The sequence below is a fragment of the Legionella rowbothamii genome, assembly GCF_900639985.1.
Lineage (GTDB): Bacteria > Pseudomonadota > Gammaproteobacteria > Legionellales > Legionellaceae > Legionella > Legionella rowbothamii.
This window is the reverse complement of record NZ_CAAAIM010000001.1, coordinates 959,661-974,649: the sequence shown is the minus strand read 5'-3', so window position 1 is coordinate 974,649 and position 14,989 is coordinate 959,661. Positions and strand designations below refer to the sequence as shown.

Here is a 14,989-nt window from a genome sequence, read left to right as displayed (position 1 = left end):
GCTCTGTGAATAGCGTCACAAACCGCATTAATTCTGTTTTGCGTACATCATGCAAATGTCTTATTAATCTTCACTACACTGAACGTATCTACCTATATAGAACTTGAAGCATACGAATGAAACCCGACGGATTTCGTTCGTATGTTACTGATTTATATTAAGATACTTTACGAGATTCTTGGCGCTTGATTAAAGCCGTCATTAATTTTTCAACATTGGTCGCATGAGGATTTTCTTGATCTAGCATCGCTTGAGTCCGTTCGTCACAATACCCTTTAACTTCTTTATCCGGGAAAATATAGAATTTTTTCAGAGCGACTTCGTGCACAATATGCTGCGCTATATCCATTGCTGGGCGTGAATGAGCTAATAAGGATTGTAATGCGCCATGCAAGCTTGATTGGCCTTCTCCAGGATTGGAGAGTAATCCAGTATCTGTGAATGATGGAAATATTACAGAGACATCAACCGGTTTATCTAAGCGATGCAAATCAAAATATAAAGATTCTGATAAAGCCAAAACCGCATGTTTGGACATGGAGTAGGGGGCAGTTTGTGAGCCAGCGCATAAAGCGTATAAGCTTGCCATATTAATAATGTGTGATCGGAAACTTTGTTGAAATAAAAAGGGGGTAAAGGCTTGGATTACATGGATCATCCCATGCAGATTAACATTCATGACTTGTTTGATCTGCTCCGCATTTAAATCCCAAACTGGGGCTAGTTGGCCAATAATCCCCGCATTATTATAAAGCCAATCGATACGACCTAATTCACGCTGTGTTTGTTGAGCTAGAACGATTACCTCATCTGCCTGAGTGACATCACAAGCAATGGCAAGAATTTTTCCTGGAAATTGAGTTTGCAGAAGCTCTGCTTCATGATTAAGCTTAGAGCGGTCTCTATCAACCATAACCACAGTATTTTCTTGTTCTAAGTGAACTTGAGTTAATGCTAAGCCTATACCATTGGCAGCGCCGGTAATTACAGCTACTTTCATGTATAAAACACCTTTTTTAGGAAAAACTCGATTTTGCTATACTTTAGCTACGGAGTGCAAATAATAAGGAGCTATTTTGAAAAACAGTGACGAAATACCTGAGCCTAATGAGATTCCTGACTCTCCTGATGAATATCCATCAAATCCAGAACCTATTGAGCCAGGGGATCCTAATCTTCCAGAGCCGGAACCGGTGAAAACGCCAGAGCCGTCTGGAGATTAAAAGGCAGTGAAATATAGGTTAGATCTATGAACCCTATTGAGTTCTAATGTGGTTTTTAGAAGGCTGGGGTGCATAGTGCCGCATTAGGCTCAATAATAGGAAGAGAGACATCTTTTGCTGGGCTTTACAGCCCAGCCCATTTAGGCTCCAGTTATCAAATGTCGTAACGCTGAGCCAATATCAGCCGCTCGCATTAAACTTTCCCCAATTAAGAAGGTATTAATCCCATTCGCTTGCATTAAGGTTATATCCGCGTGGGTATTAATACCACTTTCAGTAATAACTATTCTATCTTGTGGAACTACGTCCTTTAAATTAATACTTAATTGAATGTCTGTTTTAAAGGTATGCAGACTACGGTTATTTATTCCCATTAGTGGTGTGGGTAAATGCAGGGCGCGGTCTAACTCTTCGCGGGTATGACTTTCCACAAGCACGGCCATATTTAGCTCTTGAGCTAACTGACAATAATCAGCGAGCTGTACATCATCGAGTAAGGCAACAATTAATAAAATACAATCTGCGCCTAGAGATTGGCTTTCATAAATTTGGTATTCATCGAGGATAAAATCTTTCCGCAATATTGGCAAGTTGCAATGTGATTTCGCAAGGGCTAAGTAATTGGGATGGCCTTGGAAGAACTCAATATCCGTCAGTACGGACAAACAACGCGCCCCATTCTGCGCGTAGATTTCCGCGATTTGCGCTACATCAAAGTCTTCTCTGATCAAGCCTTTACTCGGCGAGGCACGTTTAATTTCGGCAATGATAGCTGGGGTTGTGCTCTCTTTTAAGGCAGCAACAAAATCACGGCGCTCCCATTGGGGTAATTCTAATGAGCTTAGAGGGCGTGTTTTTTTAGCTTGGGCGACTTCATTTAATTTATGCTGGGCAATGCGTTCTAAAACACTATTCATAATGTGATTCTTTATTTAAAGTTTGAGTTAATTGACAAAGTTGTTGGAAACGTTGTGCGGCTCTACCACTATCTAACGCTTCCTGAGCGTGTTCTATAGCTTGGGTAAATGAAAGCTCTTCTTTGGCGCAGTAAATTGCTGCCGCAGAGTTTAGCAATACCATATCGCGGGGAGCTCCTTTTGCTCCTGAGAAAATAGATTGGATAATTGTTAAGCTTTGACTTGGTGAGTCCACAATAATTTCATCAAGTGAACTATGGTGGATACCATAATCAGCGGGGGTAATCGACCATTCCTGGAAAGCACCTTGATAATATTCAACCACTTGGGTGGGCGCAGCAATACTAATTTCATCCAAACCATCTTGGGAGCTAATCACTAAGGCACGTTCACTTCCCAAGTTCGCAAGTACCGTGGCTAAAGGTTTCTGCCAGCTTGTTGAGAAAACTCCAACAACTTGTCTTTTTACGCGTGCAGGATTGATTAGTGGCCCTAATAGATTAAACATGGTACGAATACCTAATTGCTGGCGGGCTGTACGGGCGTGTTGCATGGCGGGGTGGTAACTTGGAGCAAATAAAAACGCCAGATTGCATTCATGCATGCACGTTTTCATATGTGGGTCAGAAAGATTAAGTACAAAACCAGCTTGTTCGAGTAAATCAGCACTACCACTGCGACTCGATACGGAGCGATTGCCATGTTTGGCCACGGAAACCCCCGCGGCAGCGACCACAAAACTGCAGGCAGTGGATACGTTAAAGGTATTTTTTCCATCGCCGCCAGTACCCACAATATCAATTAAATTAGTCCCTAATTCAATCGTATGAGCTAATTCCTGCATCACCTTTGCTGCGGCAGTTAGTTCGTTCGCTGTTTCTCCTTTAGCGCGCATCAATGCTAAAAAGGTAGCGGTTTGTAGGTCATTATATTGACCAGACATGCAGGCATGAATTACATCATGCATTTGTTCAGCATTTAATTCCTGCCTTGCGATTAACTGTTCAAATAGAAGATTGGGTTTCATAGGTTAAGAAGTTCTCTAATAATTGCTGACCATACTGACTTAAAATTGCTTCAGGGTGAAATTGTAGCCCAAAAACAGGGTATTGACGATGTGAAATTGCCATAATTGTGTTATCTACCCAGGCATCTATAGAGAGGCAATCGGGCAAGCTGGATGTTTCGACTGCAAGAGAGTGGTAACGGGTTGCCTGAAACCCCACAGGAATATTATGGAACAGCCCTCGTTGATGATGCTGAATCAGCGATGTTTTTCCATGCATGATTTCAGGAGCAGAGATAATTTGACCACCAAATGCTTGGGCAATACATTGATGTCCTAAGCAAACTCCTAAAATGGGAATTTCTTGATGAAACTCATGAATGGCGGCTAGGGAAATACCCGCGTCATCAGGGCCTTTAGGGCCAGGAGAAATAACCAGATAGTCTGGGTCTAATTCACGTATTTGCTTGATGCTTATTTGATCATGTGTTGAAACGAGCACTTCCTGATTTAAGCACTGAAAATATTGCACCAGGTTATAAGTAAACGAATCATAATTATCGATAATAAGTAGCATGATGTTAGTCTACAAAGTAAAGTCTTCACCCAGATAAACCGCTCTAACCTGCTGATTTGAAAGAATTATTTCCGGCGTTCCTTCACATAATATTTTCCCCTGGCTTACAATATAAGCTCGTTCACAAATATCTAGTGTTTCTCGGACATTATGATCGGTAATTAAAACACCAATGCCTTTATTACATAAATGTTGAATAATTTTTTTAATATCAATGACGGAAATTGGATCAACGCCGGCAAAAGGTTCATCAAGAAGGATAAATGAGGGTTCAATTGCTAAGGCGCGGGCAATTTCTACCCGTCTGCGCTCTCCTCCAGATAAAGCCATACCCATGCTATTACTAATATGGGTAATATGAAATTCTTGCAGTAACAGATCCAGTTTTTCTTCACGAGCTTGCTCGTTTAAATCGGGTCTAAGCTCTAAAATAGCCATAATATTTTCAGCTACTGTAAGCTTACGAAACACGGAAGCTTCTTGGGGTAAGTAGCTAATTCCCAGACGGGCACGTTGGTGCATTGCATGCGAAGTAATGTCTTGATTGTCGATGATAATTTGCCCTTCATCGCAAGACTGTAAACCCACGATCATATAAAAGCAGGTGGTTTTCCCCGCGCCATTAGGGCCTAATAAGCCTACACATTCACCTTTTTTGATGTGGATGCTTACCCCATTGACTACTGTTCGCGATTTAAAGGATTTTTTTAGGTTTCGCGCTTCTAATAAATTCATAGCGATTTCTTTTCAGGATGATAAATTATAGTTATTCTTTGTTTTTTATCACCATTAGACAGGACATGCTGCTTGATGGTGTCATAGCGTATTTTAGCTGCTGAAAATGAATCATTTCCTTGTTCTACCCGCGCATTTCCAATGAGCTCAATAATGTGAGTTAAGGGGTAGTAACGTATTGTGTCGGCATAGGCATGCATGGGAGGCTTCTTAGGATCGGTGGTGGTCCAATAATGTGCTTGTTTGCCATCACTACCCTTGGCGATTGCTAAAACCAGCTGGTTTTTCTCATTCCCTTTAGTAATAGCCTTTGCGGCCTGTAAATTGGTCGTGCCTTGTATTAATTCCACATTACCAATATAAACGCCTTTATGATTTTGTTGGTTCAAATCTGCTGAATCCGCCTGCACGTGCATTACTTGTTCTTTATCGGTGGGCAGGGCATAACTGGGGCATGCCAAAACGCATACCGCACTATACAAAATACCTTTAACCATTTGCTGGAGCATAGCTTCCTCGTGCTTGATGAAGTAATTCTACTCTTTTTTCATCCAGGTACGCATTCATTCCTTTGGACTGAATAATATTACCTGGTTGCTCATAGGTTACAAGCAGATCGGTAGATGCTTTTTTCTCATTAGGATAATAAGTTACCTCTTCAGTTTTTAAGGTACTCCCTTGAACATTATCCCCCTGGGTTTGATGGACAATGACATCACCGATAAAAACGATTCGCTGACCACCTTCAAAAGATTTAGCATGATTTGAGCGGATATCCCAAGGCGGCTGCTGTTCTTGGCTTACTAAAATATGCGGTTTTTGGAAAAAATATACATCACCTTTTTGAACGTGTCGCATCTTAGGCGTTGCTAGAAGAGTTGTTAGCGAGCCTTTTTCATCAAATTGGCGTACTTTCACACGAGAAATGGTGGTGTCAACGGAGTTGGCTAAAGTTTCACTGTCCAAGCGCAGGATGTTTGAGGAATGACTGTAATACCAGCCGGAACCTGCTAGGGCAACGAGCATGAGGAAAAGCCAAAGACCTTGTTTTGCTGCATTCATTATTTTAGATATCCTTCTATCGCCAAATCCACTTTGTTTTGCGCGTTGAGAATAAGGTCGCATAATTCACGGACAGCTCCACGACCTCCAGAATGTTCAGTTTGCCAAACGGCTATTTCTTTAACTGCCGGTAGGGCATTCGCTACAGCGACGCCTAAACCTACTTTTTTTATTAGCGGCACATCCGGAAGATCATCGCCAATATAAGCAAATTGTTCGTCTTCAAGATTTAATGTTTTCTTCAATTGTTCATAAGTGTCTTGCTTATTTAACTGATCTTTGTAGTAATGCTTGATGCCTAATTGTTGCATGCGGTGATCTACGACCGCATTACGGGAACCAGTAATTACGGCAACTTCAATTCCTACTGCCATAAGTAATTTTAAACCTACGCCATCATGAATGTGGAAGGTCTTAAGCTCATTAAAATGATTATCAATATATAAGAGGCCATCAGTGAGCACACCATCCATATCGCAAATCAGGCATTTAATTTTTTGTGCTCTTTCGATTAATTTATTCATTTAAACAACACCTGCTTTTAACAAATCATGAAGGTGAACGACTGCAACAGGGCGGTTATGTTCATCCGCTACAACTAATGACGTAATGCTATGCTTTTGCATTACGGCTAGCGCTTCTGCCGCAAGAACTCCCGGACGAATAGTACGTGCGTTTCGCGTCATTACGTCTTTAAGTGGAGTAGTATTTATATCACATTGTCGGGTTAAGGTGCGGCGAATGTCACCATCGGTATAGACACCAACGAGATAACCTTTAGAATCTGTAACACAAGTCATCCCGAGTTTTTTATTCGTGACTTCAATGAGTGCTTCGCTGACTGTCGCATGTTCGCTAATTAAGGGCAATTCATGACCTTGATGAGCAATATCATCAATGCGTAGTAATAGACGCTTACCTAAAGAGCCTCCTGGATGTGATAAAGCAAAATCTTCTTCACTAAACCCACGGGCCTGTAATAGAGAAATAGCTAAGGCATCCCCCATAACTAAAGCAACCGTGGTGCTTGTAGTTGGTGCGAGACCTAAAGGGCAGGCTTCTTGTTTAATGCTCACATCCAAATTTACATCTGCAGTACGGGCGAGAATCGATTCGCTATTACCCGTTAGAGTAATTAAGGGTATCTCCATACGTTTTAATAAGGGAAGCAGGGTTACGAGCTCGGCGGTATTACCTGAGTTAGAAATAGCAATCACCGCATCTTGGCGGGTGATCATTCCTAAGTCTCCATGACTGGCTTCACCTGGGTGCATAAAAAAAGAAGGGCTACCTGTACTTGCCAATGTTGCGGCAATTTTATTGGCAATATGCCCTGACTTTCCCATTCCTGTAACAACAATTCGCCCTTTGCAGGCAAGCAGTAATTCACAGGCTTTGGCAAATCGCTCATCAATACGTTGGGTTAGTTCAAAGACAGCTTGTGCTTCAGTTTCGATGACAGCAAGTCCAAGTGTGCAAAAATTCATAGGCTACTATCTGATTCCTTTTTGTTTAGTTTTCATTCTAACATAACGAGTCGTCGTTGCAAAACCGTGGCAGTTTTATAAGGACTTTTAGGTTGGGCTCATCTACAGAGCTCAATTTATCCAATTTATAAGGTTTTGAAATCGGCAATATTACATTAGCTAAAGCTCATTATTTTTTAATAATAATGGAAAGCCAAAAACGGTGGGAAAGGAAGTCTATTAATCAGAACAAATGGACATCGGAGTATTACAATCGACTTAGTAGACAAAGGAGGTAATAAATGAATCCAGCAGAACAAGACTTTGAACCCTGGGGTTAAGGTGGGGAACAAACGTGTCAGTTCAGGCTTCCCACGATTAACGTGATATAGCACAACGCTGACAACAGAACGCTCTCCATAGAAAGCTTATCGGTTCAAACATCTTACCCTGCTGGTTAAAGTAAGTATAGCACTTGAATTGGATAATAATAAATTTATAACTATTTTTAATCAGCCAATCTCTATCTTAATTTTTTACAATCATTCCAGGTAATACGTGCACATGCTAATGCGCAAGGTTTTGCACCCGGTTAATGCGCGATTCATGAAGACTTTTATGACTAACTTTTAAAAACAACTGCCATAATAATGACTAGCAGACCAAGTGCTTTGCGAAAATAGTTCACACCGCTTGTTATCTCTAGCCATGACCATGTAAAGATAAATCCAAAACTGAGTAAGTTAAAAAAATTATGGATTTTGGGCTGATTATTGCTCCACAGCAAATTGAATAGTGTAAGTAGCAGCCAGCAAATGAGCGGCAAATTAGGTGTTTGGAATATAACAATCTGACCTTTACTGTCTTTAAAAAAATCTAGAAATTTATACATATCCTAATTTCCTGAAATCAAATTATAACAATTTTAGAAAGCTAATACTTATTTAAACACTACCACCCTAGTAATACTATCCCAAATAAACCTTCTCGCGGCAAAAATTGAATTGAATGCGCTTTCCCTTTGCGGGGGCAATCTTGACGAGGAATAGCTACGTTGTTTGAGCGCTTATGCATTTCAAATTCAATTAACTGCGGATATCTAGTTCAGTTATTAATAATTCAGTGTGAATGTGTTGGATATCTCTAAAATAGCCCTAAATAATCTCGATATATTGTTCTTCTGTTTTTATTGTTAAGGCATGACCTAATTGATAGCTGGACACTTGCAGTTAGTAAGCATTTTCAAAAAATTTAAGAAAAATAAAGTTACTTTTAATTATAACTTTAACAGTAGCTCTGACATTTTCTGTAGTAGGACAGAGATGGATGGTTTGTTGAACCCTAAAATAAAGCCTATAAGAAGCTAAATTAATCGCCTATATCCTCACTCCATAACTTTCTATTTTGAGCAATGAAGTGTCTCATCATGGTGATACATTCTTTATTTTGTAAGACCTCAAGTTTGACACCACGTGATGATAATAGCGATTCTTCACCCATAAAGGTTTGATTTTCTCCAATCACAACATAAGGAATTTTATAAAGAAGGATGGCTCCGCTGCACATGATGCAAGGAGAAAGAGTGGTATATAAAATAGATTGCTCATAAACTTTAGCTTGCTGTCTACCCGCATTCTCTATTGCATCCATTTCACCATGTAATATGGTGCTTCCTTTTTGAACTCGTTGATTATGTCCGCGCCCAATGATCCTGTCTTGATAAACAAGTATAGCACCAATGGGTATCCCTCCCTGAGCAAGACTTTGTCGTGCTTCTTTTATAGCTTCTTCAAGATATCGTTGATGTGGCATTGGCATGGTTATCCCTTCAAATGACAGTAAAATTAGTGATGCTTTCAAGTATTTAAGCGTTTGAAACAATATCCAATAGTAATAACTGCTTAATTAGAGTCTGCTTTTCATTTTGCCCTCAGTCGCTACATCTACTCTTTATCAAATCTAGAAAATAAATTGAATGTCCCTACCAATTTTTAGTTTGTTTTTTATATTATGATATTTGTATGGATTATAGACCGTATTGTTTATTCCATAAAACGATAGGTTTGTGGAATGTAAATAAAAGAGAGGTAAACATTTGTTTTTTAAACTAAATTGGTTCAAAAACTCGTGCCAATAATGAGAGTACGTATTTATTTGTAATACTTGAGTTAATGAACTCATTCTGTGTATAAATTGAGTGTTCAGATAGTGATGTTGGGATTTAACAATTACACGGCTTTAATCAAAGAACCTAGAAAATTAGGTTGCTCCCTATATTTTTTCATTAAATTATAAATGTGTTTTTTTGAATATTAGCAAGTCAATGCTTCAAATCAATAAGATTAGATCTTAATCAGTTATTTAAAAGTTTTTTGACAAGTTTCATCTTTTAGCTTTAGGTCATAAAGACCTCAAGAATAATCTATTAAGAATTTTTTGGGACATTAAACTCATTTTTCCATGCGCACTCTGATTTCTTTTTTACTTTTTGTTCTGCTTTAAGGTAGCTGATTTAGAGTGCTTTCCATATTCACAATTCCCGTCAGCCTTTACTCGCGCCGCCATAATACCTTCATCAAATCTTATTGTTTTATACTCAATCTTTCCAATAATTCTTCCATTAAACTGTGCTGCACACTTCTGAATTAATTTTTTCTTTGCAATAGACCGCGCTTCTGAAAGGGCGCCTCCAAAGGGGTTGATGATTGTGCGAAAAGAAATATTTTTTTCTCCTCTTGCACTTAATTTTTCTATATGAACTCCACTGGCAAATGTCGAACAAGATAAAATAAGGAACGTCATACCAAGCATATTTTTTTTCATTCGTTACCTCTTCTAAATAGTGAGATTCATCTAAAAACGAGCACTTAAAAAAATCATAATAGCATAAAAGTTGCCAAGACATGCTTATATTTCTACGATTTATTTAAATTTCGATCATCCTGTGGTGAGTTAGTTGTTTTCTCTGCGTATTTTTTTACATCCCGACCCTCTGATGATACTTCTACCTCTGCTGATGGGGGATAATGCCAATCATTTTCCTATCTGCAGCAATTCTCCGATTCTGTCGAAAATATTATAGTTAAGTTATGATTTTTGTAAAAAGGCAGAATATGATCTGTTTTAAAGGACGTCATTCCCCAAAGATTTAATATTGATGGCAATCCGCTGAAAATCTCAAATTACATCTTAACTAGCCTACATTGTTTGAATTGAACTATTCGAAATTATAGACATCCGACTTTTGGGAGGTTATTTTGGATTAAAAAAGTCATATTTGGGGCTCTGTTAATCGAAATATTGAGACGTTATCAACTAGTATTCATTCTTTCAAATTTTCATCATACGTACAAATCTCAAAGAAACATTATTAGGAAGCGTTATAACTTCCTCACAAACTGCTTTATAAGCCAAGGTAGTGTATAGCTTCACTCCGGGAAGTGTGGCCATCATTTCAAATTGAGTAAATCCATTTAAAAGTGCTTCATGTTCACAATGCTTTAGAAGCATACTTCCTAAACCCTGTCTAGCAAATTTGGGATGAATAAAAAAGGCTCTTATTTTGGCAGCCTCTTTTGAGGGCTCGAGATACGTAGCCTCTTCTCGACCTGGAAATTGATTACCACCAAATAACGTTTTACGTTTACTCCACCCACCACAACCGGCTATTTCTCCATCTTTTTCAATAACAAAATAAGTCATATCTTTAACCAATTCAGTATCTACACCAAATACGTACTGGATTGCCCCTTCAATTTCTTGCTCTGAATATATATCTCTGCTTAATTCTCTTGCCGATAGGGTAATGAGTTCATTTAAAGTTATAACCTCATCAATATTAGCCAATCTTATGGTAATCACAATTTTCTCCGCGTTTTAGGAGAAAATAATCTATCATGAAATTTAAATAAATAAATTTCTTATTTATATTATAAAAATTACCTTTTATAATGTTTTTTTTATAAAATGGGTAATATATGAAAAAGACTCTCAACTCAACTCATTTAAAATTGACCAATAAAAATTGTGAAAATGAATTATTAGATAAAACAGACAGAAAAATTCTCAATATTCTTCAGACGGACAATCAGATTACAAATCAAGCACTTGCAGAGAAAGTTGGGATTTCAGCACCTCCTTGTTTCAGGCGAGTAAAGCGTTTACGTGATGAAGGGATTATTCTCAACGATGTTTCTTTAGTCGATCCTTTTAAAGTGGGCAAGCCATTAATTGTCTTTGTAAATATTACCTTAGAAAAGCAAAGAGAAGACCTATTGGCTCATTTCGAACGAAAAATGTCTGAGGAACCCGAAATAATGCAATGCTATTTTGTATCAGGCGATACGGATTATTTACTCATTATTCATGTAAAAGATATGAACGATTATAATGACTTTGCAAGAAGAGTATTTGCCAACGAACCTAATATAAAACAGTTTCGAAGTAGTTTTTGCCTCAATCGAACGAAATATAACACTCAAGTCGTTTTATCAGAAGACTAAATAATTTACTCTGGCTTAGATACCTTTTCGTTCCAATGAGTGTCACCGCCTAATTAGTTTTTTAGGAAACCGTTTGCGTCAATGGGACAAATAAAAATCAATGGTATTGCGTTGCTCATCAATTGCGCGATAGAGATATTTCCATTCGCCTTTTATCTTGATATACGTTTCATCTAAATGCCATCGCCTTACATCGCATTTTTGGGCCAGTCTACCCGCTTTTTAAGCTCGGGCGCATAGTGCTTTACGCAGCGGAATATCATCAACATATTTAAAATATAAATACTCATGATAATTTTGTCGAACACAATCAATGCCCTGTGTGTACGGTTCCTTTTTAAATAAAAAATATGGCCCAAGCCTCATTGCCAGTTTGGGATGATATGCGGTAAAACCCAATATTTTATGAAGCTCTTAAAAATGGATTGAAGATGAATAATACAATAGAAAACTATTCAAATAGTTGATGAGCATTGGCAGATGCTTGAGGATATATCATTCTCTCAAAATGAACGCTCTAAAGATCTAAAAGCTTATGCGAGAGTTAATTCGTGAACGTAGTCGGGAAAAAGCAGCCATTGCTGCAGTACTTTAGAAAAATGGTATTATTCCAGTAAAAAATAGCTGAACAACTGGATATTTCTAAAACAACTTTATTAGTGCCTGCGAGCTAGAATGTTCGTATAGGGTAAACATTATTTTTTCCTTAACCTGATATGAAATCATAGAGGAGCTTTTTTCTGTGCAAACAGTTAACATAGAAAACAAATTTGATTTATTTAATGAATATTGGTCACCAAAGATAGTAGGTGATCTGAATGATTCTCACGTAAAGCTGGCAAAATTCAAAGGTGAGTTTGTATGGCATAAACATCATAATGAAGATGAGCTATTTTTTATAATTAAGGGAAACCTCTTAATAAAATTTAGAGATCATGATGTTATTTTAAAAGAAGGTGAATTTATTATCATTCCGAAAGGGGTTGAGCACTTGCCCGTAGCAGAAGAAGAGGTGCATGTCATGTTAATTGAGCCAAAAGCAACATTAAATACTGGAAATGCCACGAGCGCTCTTACAAAAACAGATTTGGACCGAATTTAATAATTTTTTATTGTGATAGATTGAATTGCTGAGTAACTCAGGACGACCAATCAAAGAAATAGTGAATCTGATTAATTTCACAATTTCGGAGGGTAAATTATTTTAGAATTGATTTAAATAAACACTTAGTTTATGCTAAATTAACAAATTAAAGAATTTAAACTCATGCCCCCAGTTCTCTCTATATTTGATTTTGATCAAACCCTAACTAAATTTCATACCTTTAGAGTACGCCGTCGTCCTATAAACTCTTCAACTTATGATAGGAATGCGCATTACCAGTTAGCAAAAATAGATGCAGCAAGTCAGAAAAAAGAAAAAATAGAGAATTACCTGGTTCATAATGATAGCCAAATTAGTGCAATAGCAGCATACCATAATAATCCCGCCTATATTGCGGGGTTTGTGTCTGCGATACTCAATCTGGACTTAGATTTTGAGGAGACTCTTGTTTCACAAGACACCCCAAGAATAGCTCTAGATGTGTACACCGTGAAGGGGCAAAAGTATCCTTTTTTAATTTCCTATATCCCAGAAACAAGGGATTTTTCTAATACTGTTCAGGCGTTACAAGAAACTGGTAAAAACAAGCAGTTAAGTTATTTAGTACAGGTTCTTGAAGAAAAAAAAATCATATCTTCTGCCAAAATACAGATCAAGTTTTATGATAGTGTTTTAAAGAGTTATTCTCAGGCTATAAATCTTCCTTTTATTAGCCAAAGTTATAACGTAGACGCTTCAGCTCCCCATTTTAAGATCTCCAAATGTCTCAATAAACACGTCCTTAAAACTTTACCTGACATCCCTCCCACTGATGAGAAAAAGTTACTATCGTCAAGTTTATTTCTGCAAATTATGAGTTGTCCAGCTTCTAAAATGATTAGAGGCCTGCTTATTATAGGGGGACTTGCAGCATTAGGTTTCTTTTCAATGGGTACACTGGGGGCTGGAATAGGTTTGGGGCTGGGAATTGGACTTTGTATGGGGATAGGCTTTTTTGCGAACTATAAAAAAGCTAGCCATGAAACTGAGTCTCGGGCGGCGATATACGAAAACCAACCCGTATTGGGGGGCTAGCGCAGAAATGTCCAGGGTTCCGTCCAGCTAATACCAGATGTTTCAGAAGGAGATAACTCAGCTGGTTAAAAAATCAAAGGCTAGTCGTTTTGAATTTATAACAACCTCTGTGAGTTTTCGATCATTTTAATGGCTACTTTAAAACTCAAGGCTTGGTCCTGGGCATATGGGGGGCGTCAAAATCATCGTAGTTAAGAGGAGAAGGAACAGGCTCTTCTTTTTTTGTGGTCATTATTTCACTTTCGTCATTTCCATATAGACTAACCCCACCTAAAGAGTGTTTATCGGACTCTTTTCTATCTTTTGAAACCATAGAACAAAGAACAGGATTCATGCTCGGTATCGCTTCATCTTTTTTATCATTTAAAATATGTTCTGCTTTTGAGTCAAGATTTTTTTGGTTGGTTATTGATAGAATAATTTCGTCAGTCGTTACTTCTTTTTTATCAATTAAATCGATCATATTTAAAACCGCGCCAGAAGAGTGCAGGCCACAACTTACCCCGTCAAAAAATGGTTGGGTACCTAGTCTGTGCACCGTCACCTCTTTACCCAAGAACGAAGATTGTACCTCTTTTCCAATTCCAAAAGCCCACAAACCAAAGGCCTTAAAAGGTGCTTTAATAAAGCCCCAAACTTTTTCAAAAAAATTTGGCGATTCTGATGAGTTAAAGAATTGATTGGGAGAGCTTATTTTGGAATCAAATACAGTTATTCTTCCATGCTCTCCTTTTTCTTTGAACAGAGTTGTATAGTGACGCTCCCCAGTTCCCTTGCCTAATAGAGAGCAACCAATACCAAAGTTTTTATTGCCTATTTGATTCTTTATTGCTTCTACAGCCGATTGGTAAGAGGGTTCTTCGGCATCTCCACTTCCTTGTTTTACAGCAAGTGGACTAGGAATAATTACAAAATTCCTATTTTTATTGTAAAAGTAAGTGACATTTATTTTCATAAAAGAAACTTGAACAGAAGCTTCTTTCTTTTCCCATTCGTTATTTCCAGTGAGATGTTTCTCAATTATTGAATTCATTTCGTTTGAATCAAGCATCTTTCTGGACATTTTTTATAAACCTTAACTTTTTACTTATTTTGTCCAGTATATATAAATTTTATTAGGGTTTTCTTAAGTGGAGGCTTGATTAACGCCACGCGGAGCACGCCAGCGCTTTGACCTGCACAGGCTATGAATCGTAATTATCAAATAAAATTAACATAATTATAAGAAGGAACAGGCTTATCGCGAGACAAAGTGTTTGTCCTTTATTTATCAAGCCGTGCAGGTTCATTCGAGAAAGGGGCTTATTTTTATATAAAAAAAT

General features: G+C 37.9%; 17 protein-coding genes and 1 pseudogene. 4 read left to right on the top strand and 14 right to left on the bottom strand.

The genetic code is table 11. The features are described 5' to 3' along the window. Positions 1-157: 157 nt before the first annotated feature. The gene (locus E1P08_RS04090) at positions 158-1,000 is read right to left on the bottom strand and encodes an SDR family NAD(P)-dependent oxidoreductase (RefSeq protein ID WP_133135722.1); all 843 of its coding nucleotides are present in this window, start codon (positions 998-1,000) and stop codon (positions 158-160) included. A 76-nt stretch (positions 1,001-1,076) separates the two neighbouring features. Here E1P08_RS04090 and E1P08_RS17125 point away from each other — a divergent pair, with 76 nt between their 5' ends. Then, complete coding sequence (locus E1P08_RS17125; protein WP_165485078.1) at positions 1,077-1,223, top strand: hypothetical protein; 147 nt, start codon at positions 1,077-1,079, stop codon at positions 1,221-1,223. A 140-nt stretch (positions 1,224-1,363) separates the two neighbouring features. Here E1P08_RS17125 and trpC read toward each other — a convergent pair whose 3' ends face one another. From trpC to E1P08_RS04030, 11 genes are all read right to left on the bottom strand, one after another. Next, on the bottom strand, positions 1,364-2,140 hold the full coding sequence (trpC, locus tag E1P08_RS04085) for an indole-3-glycerol phosphate synthase TrpC (protein ID WP_133135721.1): 777 nt from the start codon (positions 2,138-2,140) through the stop codon (positions 1,364-1,366). Further along, positions 2,133-3,167: an anthranilate phosphoribosyltransferase gene (gene trpD, locus E1P08_RS04080; protein ID WP_133135720.1), complete on the bottom strand. Its 1,035-nt coding sequence runs from the start codon at positions 3,165-3,167 to the stop codon at positions 2,133-2,135. The genes trpC and trpD overlap by 8 nt, the downstream gene beginning before the upstream one ends. Beyond that, on the bottom strand, positions 3,145-3,723 hold the full coding sequence (locus E1P08_RS04075) for an anthranilate synthase component II (protein WP_133135719.1): 579 nt from the start codon (positions 3,721-3,723) through the stop codon (positions 3,145-3,147). The genes trpD and E1P08_RS04075 overlap by 23 nt, the downstream gene beginning before the upstream one ends. A gap of 9 nt (positions 3,724-3,732) precedes the next feature. After that, entirely contained in the window at positions 3,733-4,458 is a 726-nt protein-coding gene (lptB, locus tag E1P08_RS04070) for an LPS export ABC transporter ATP-binding protein (RefSeq protein WP_133135718.1), read from the bottom strand. Continuing rightward, entirely contained in the window at positions 4,455-4,967 is a 513-nt protein-coding gene (gene lptA, locus E1P08_RS04065; RefSeq protein ID WP_133135717.1) for a lipopolysaccharide transport periplasmic protein LptA, read from the bottom strand. The genes lptB and lptA overlap by 4 nt, the downstream gene beginning before the upstream one ends. Further along, the gene (gene lptC / locus E1P08_RS04060) at positions 4,948-5,520 is read right to left on the bottom strand and encodes an LPS export ABC transporter periplasmic protein LptC (RefSeq protein ID WP_133135716.1); all 573 of its coding nucleotides are present in this window, start codon (positions 5,518-5,520) and stop codon (positions 4,948-4,950) included. Before lptC ends, lptA begins: the two co-directional genes overlap by 20 nt. Next, a complete protein-coding gene (locus tag E1P08_RS04055; RefSeq protein ID WP_133135715.1) occupies positions 5,520-6,044 on the bottom strand; it encodes a KdsC family phosphatase in 525 nt (174 codons plus the stop codon). The genes lptC and E1P08_RS04055 overlap by 1 nt, the downstream gene beginning before the upstream one ends. After that, a complete protein-coding gene (locus E1P08_RS04050; RefSeq protein WP_133135714.1) occupies positions 6,045-7,007 on the bottom strand; it encodes a KpsF/GutQ family sugar-phosphate isomerase in 963 nt (320 codons plus the stop codon). It abuts the gene before it with no gap. 1,347 nt (positions 7,008-8,354) lie between these two features. Continuing rightward, positions 8,355-8,798 carry a nucleoside deaminase gene (locus tag E1P08_RS04040; protein WP_242602361.1) on the bottom strand — a complete coding sequence of 148 codons (444 nt, stop codon included), beginning with the start codon at positions 8,796-8,798 and terminating at the stop codon, positions 8,355-8,357. A 669-nt stretch (positions 8,799-9,467) separates the two neighbouring features. Then, positions 9,468-9,809: a hypothetical protein gene (locus E1P08_RS04035; RefSeq protein ID WP_133135711.1), complete on the bottom strand. Its 342-nt coding sequence runs from the start codon at positions 9,807-9,809 to the stop codon at positions 9,468-9,470. Between the two features lie 507 nt (positions 9,810-10,316). Then, positions 10,317-10,847: a GNAT family N-acetyltransferase gene (locus E1P08_RS04030; RefSeq protein WP_133135710.1), complete on the bottom strand. Its 531-nt coding sequence runs from the start codon at positions 10,845-10,847 to the stop codon at positions 10,317-10,319. Positions 10,848-10,963: 116 nt separating this feature from the next. Between E1P08_RS04030 and E1P08_RS04025 the strand changes: the two genes are divergently transcribed. Further along, positions 10,964-11,488 carry an Lrp/AsnC family transcriptional regulator gene (locus E1P08_RS04025; protein WP_133135709.1) on the top strand — a complete coding sequence of 175 codons (525 nt, stop codon included), beginning with the start codon at positions 10,964-10,966 and terminating at the stop codon, positions 11,486-11,488. An 84-nt stretch (positions 11,489-11,572) separates the two neighbouring features. On the opposite strand, the pseudogene E1P08_RS04020 reads toward E1P08_RS04025, so the two are convergent. Next, positions 11,573-11,677: pseudogene (locus E1P08_RS04020) on the bottom strand (DDE-type integrase/transposase/recombinase); the annotation flags it as partial. Between the two features lie 553 nt (positions 11,678-12,230). Here E1P08_RS04020 and E1P08_RS04015 point away from each other — a divergent pair. After that, complete coding sequence (locus E1P08_RS04015) at positions 12,231-12,590, top strand: cupin domain-containing protein (RefSeq protein WP_133135708.1); 360 nt, start codon at positions 12,231-12,233, stop codon at positions 12,588-12,590. 165 nt (positions 12,591-12,755) lie between these two features. Then, positions 12,756-13,667 carry a hypothetical protein gene (locus E1P08_RS04010; protein WP_133135707.1) on the top strand — a complete coding sequence of 304 codons (912 nt, stop codon included), beginning with the start codon at positions 12,756-12,758 and terminating at the stop codon, positions 13,665-13,667. A 145-nt stretch (positions 13,668-13,812) separates the two neighbouring features. Here the strand turns inward: E1P08_RS04010 and E1P08_RS04005 are convergent, their stop codons facing one another. After that, positions 13,813-14,730 carry a hypothetical protein gene (locus E1P08_RS04005; protein ID WP_133135706.1) on the bottom strand — a complete coding sequence of 306 codons (918 nt, stop codon included), beginning with the start codon at positions 14,728-14,730 and terminating at the stop codon, positions 13,813-13,815. Positions 14,731-14,989: the final 259 nt, after the last annotated feature.

Bases quoted from the DNA above. Each gene is read 5' to 3' on its own strand.
- E1P08_RS04005 (WP_133135706.1), bottom strand. From the start codon at position 14,730: ATGTCCAGAAAGATGCTTGATTCAAACGAAATGAATTCAATAATTGAG.
- E1P08_RS04010 (WP_133135707.1), top strand. From the start codon at position 12,756: ATGCCCCCAGTTCTCTCTATATTTGATTTTGATCAAACCCTAACTAAA.
- E1P08_RS04040 (WP_242602361.1), bottom strand. From the start codon at position 8,798: ATGCCACATCAACGATATCTTGAAGAAGCTATAAAAGAAGCACGACAA.
- E1P08_RS04055 (WP_133135715.1), bottom strand. From the start codon at position 6,044: ATGAATAAATTAATCGAAAGAGCACAAAAAATTAAATGCCTGATTTGC.
- trpC (WP_133135721.1), bottom strand. From the start codon at position 2,140: ATGAATAGTGTTTTAGAACGCATTGCCCAGCATAAATTAAATGAAGTC.
- lptB (WP_133135718.1), bottom strand. From the start codon at position 4,458: ATGAATTTATTAGAAGCGCGAAACCTAAAAAAATCCTTTAAATCGCGA.
- E1P08_RS04090 (WP_133135722.1), bottom strand. From the start codon at position 1,000: ATGAAAGTAGCTGTAATTACCGGCGCTGCCAATGGTATAGGCTTAGCA.
- lptA (WP_133135717.1), bottom strand. From the start codon at position 4,967: ATGCTCCAGCAAATGGTTAAAGGTATTTTGTATAGTGCGGTATGCGTT.
- E1P08_RS04025 (WP_133135709.1), top strand. From the start codon at position 10,964: ATGAAAAAGACTCTCAACTCAACTCATTTAAAATTGACCAATAAAAAT.
- E1P08_RS04050 (WP_133135714.1), bottom strand. From the start codon at position 7,007: ATGAATTTTTGCACACTTGGACTTGCTGTCATCGAAACTGAAGCACAA.
- E1P08_RS04035 (WP_133135711.1), bottom strand. From the start codon at position 9,809: ATGAAAAAAAATATGCTTGGTATGACGTTCCTTATTTTATCTTGTTCG.
- trpD (WP_133135720.1), bottom strand. From the start codon at position 3,167: ATGAAACCCAATCTTCTATTTGAACAGTTAATCGCAAGGCAGGAATTA.
- lptC (WP_133135716.1), bottom strand. From the start codon at position 5,520: ATGAATGCAGCAAAACAAGGTCTTTGGCTTTTCCTCATGCTCGTTGCC.
- E1P08_RS04075 (WP_133135719.1), bottom strand. From the start codon at position 3,723: ATGCTACTTATTATCGATAATTATGATTCGTTTACTTATAACCTGGTG.